General features: G+C 75.2%; 3 protein-coding genes. 2 read left to right on the top strand and 1 reads right to left on the bottom strand.

The genetic code is table 11. The features are described from left to right. Together DVA66_RS19280 and DVA66_RS19275 are read left to right on the top strand one after the other, a co-directional pair. The coding region (locus DVA66_RS19280; protein ID WP_332872891.1) for an NAD(P)H-dependent glycerol-3-phosphate dehydrogenase at window positions 1–1049 on the top strand (1049 nt) is incomplete at its 5' end. 69 nt (window positions 1050–1118) lie between these two features. Continuing rightward, entirely contained in the window at window positions 1119–2249 is a 1131-nt protein-coding gene (locus DVA66_RS19275) for a D-alanine--D-alanine ligase family protein (protein WP_114561450.1), read from the top strand. Window positions 2250–2274: 25 nt separating this feature from the next. Here DVA66_RS19275 and DVA66_RS19270 read toward each other — a convergent pair. Further along, the coding region (locus DVA66_RS19270; protein ID WP_114561449.1) for a DUF3515 family protein at window positions 2275–2581 on the bottom strand (307 nt) is incomplete at its 5' end.

The following is a 2581-nucleotide window of genomic DNA, read 5'->3' as shown; positions in this document are numbered from 1 at the left end:
GTCCGCCAGCAGGTGCCGCCGCCCGCCGGGCCAGCGCCGCTGCGGGAGCGCTGTTGAGCCGCGTCGCGGTGATGGGCGCCGGCTCGTGGGGCACGGCCTTCGCCCTGGTGCTCGCCGACGCCGGCCACGAGGTCCGGCTGTGGGCCCGCAGGTCCGAGGTCGCCGAGGCGGTCCAGCGCACCCGGCGCAACCCCGACTACCTGCCCGACATCGCGCTGCCCGCGGGCATCCGCGCCACCGCCGACCCCGCCGACGCGCTGGACGGGGCGGAGGTGGTGGTGCTCGCCGTGCCCTCCCAGCGGCTGCGGGAGAGCCTGCGGGGCTGGCGGCTGCCCGCCGGCTGCCTGGTGGTCAGCCTGGCCAAGGGGATCGAGCTCGGCACCGACCTGCGGATGAGCCAGGTGGTCGCGGAGGTGACCGGGATCGACCCCGACCGGATCGGCATCGTCACCGGACCCAACCTGGCGCGGGAGATCGCCGAGCGCCAGCCCGCCGCCGCCGTGGTGGCCGCGACCGGCGAGGACGTCGCCCGCCGGCTCCAGGCGGTCTGCCACAGCCCGACCTTCCGGCCCTACACCAACACCGACGTGCTCGGCTGCGAGCTGGCCGGGGCCACCAAGAACGTCATCGCGCTGGCCGTCGGGATGGGCACCGGTCTGGGCTACGGCGCCAACGCGGTGGCCTCGGTGATCACCCGCGGCCTGGCCGAGACCACCCGGCTGGGGGAGGCCCTCGGCGCGGATCCGCACACCTTCGCCGGGCTGGCCGGTCTGGGCGACCTGGTGGCCACCTGCTCCTCACCGCTCTCACGCAACCGCACCTTCGGTGAGCACCTCGGCCGCGGGCTCGACGTCGCCGAGGCCACCGCCCGCAGCCTCGGGGTGGCCGAGGGGGTGAAGTCGGCGGAGTCGGTCGCCGACCTGGGCCGGCGCACCGGTGTCGACCTGCCGATCGTCGAGGGCGTCCGCCGGGTGGTGCGCGGTGAGGTCACCCCGCCCGAGGCCATCCGCGACCTGCTGGCCCGCGACCCGAAGCCGGAGCGAGCCTGACCGGGAGCGGCGCCGCCAACCCCTAGGGTGGGCACCCGATCGGACGTCGGCACCCCCGGAGAGGCCCCCATGAGCGACCACCCTGTCAGCACCGCCGCGCCGCGGGTCACCGTGGCGCTCGTCTTCGGCGGTGTCAGCACCGAGCACGGGGTGTCCTGCCTCACCGCGGGCAACGTCGTGCGGGCGGTGGACGCGGGGCGCTACGACGTGGTCGGCATCGGCATCACCCGCGACGGCCGCTGGCTGCGGTTCACCCCCGAGCAGGTCGCCGGGCTGCAGACCCGCGACGGCCGGCTGCCCAGCGTCCCGGTGCAGGGCACCGACGCTCTGCTCTACCGCGACGGCGACCGGGTGCTGCTGGCCGGCCGCGACGGCACCACGCTGGTCGACCCGGTGCCGGTCGACGTCGCCTTCGCGCTGCTGCACGGGCCCTACGGCGAGGACGGCACCATCCAGGGCCAGTTCGAGATGCTCGGCCTGCCCTACGTCGGCTCGGGGGTGGCGGCCAGCGCCAACGCGATGGACAAGGAGCGGATGAAGCAGGTGCTCAGCGCCGGATCGCTCCCGGTCGGGCCCTACACCGCCTTCACCCGCCAGCAGTGGGACGCCGACCCCGCCGCCTGCCTGGACGCCGTGGCCGGTCTGCGGTTCCCCGTCTACGTCAAGCCGTCCAGTGGCGGCTCCAGCATCGGCATCACCCGGGTGACCGACCCCGGCGCGGTGGCTGCCGCGGTGGAGGAGGCGTTCCGCCACGACACCAAGTGCATGGTCGAGCAGGGGGTGGCCGACGTCCGCGAGGTCGAGTGCGGGGTGCTGGAGGGGTCGGACGGGCCGCGCACCTCGGTGCCCGGCGAGATCGTCATGCACACCGAGGGCAAGTTCTACGACTTCGACGCCAAGTACCTGCCCGAGGAGCAGGTCTCGCTGGCGGTACCGGCCGACCTGGAGGAGGAGGTGGTGGCCCGGGTGCAGGAGGTTGCCGTGCGCACCTTCGAGGCGGTCGGTGCGGCCGGGCTGGCTCGGGTCGACACCTTCGTCACCGCCGACGGGCAGGTGCTGGTGAACGAGATCAACACCATGCCCGGTTTCACCGAGCACTCGATGTACCCGCAGGTGTGGGCGGCGTCCGGGGTGGACTACCCGGCGCTGGTGGACCAGCTGCTGCAGCAGGCGCTGCGGCGGCGTCCCGCCTGGCGCTGACGCGTCCGCGCTGGGCCGACGGGCCTCAGACGCAGGGGGTCTCCAGCGGGTCGTGGGTGCGCACCGCCGGGGCCAGGTCGACCAGCGCGTCGGCCTCGGGGGCGTAGCGGCTGGGCACACCGACCTCGACGAAGGCGGTCCGGCCGATGGTGGTGAACAGCCAGCCGTCGGTGCCCTGCTCGGCGAACCAGCCGACGCCGTCCACCTCGTAGCACTGGCTGGTGGGTTCCAGCGCCGCCGGTGCCGGGACGCCGCAGCGCAGCGTGATCGGCGGCGTCCCCCACGCCGCCACCGGGGCGCCCGGGTCGGCGGCGACGTCGCGGGCCGGCTGG

Source organism: Desertihabitans aurantiacus (assembly GCF_003344635.1).
GTDB classification, from domain to species: Bacteria; Actinomycetota; Actinomycetes; order Propionibacteriales; family Propionibacteriaceae; genus Desertihabitans; species Desertihabitans aurantiacus.
This window is presented reverse-complemented; position numbering and strand designations above follow the sequence as displayed.

Excerpts from the sequence above, each read along its gene's own strand:
- DVA66_RS19275 (WP_114561450.1), top strand. The coding sequence starts at position 1,119 with ATGAGCGACCACCCTGTCAGCACCGCCGCGCCGCGGGTCACCGTGGCG.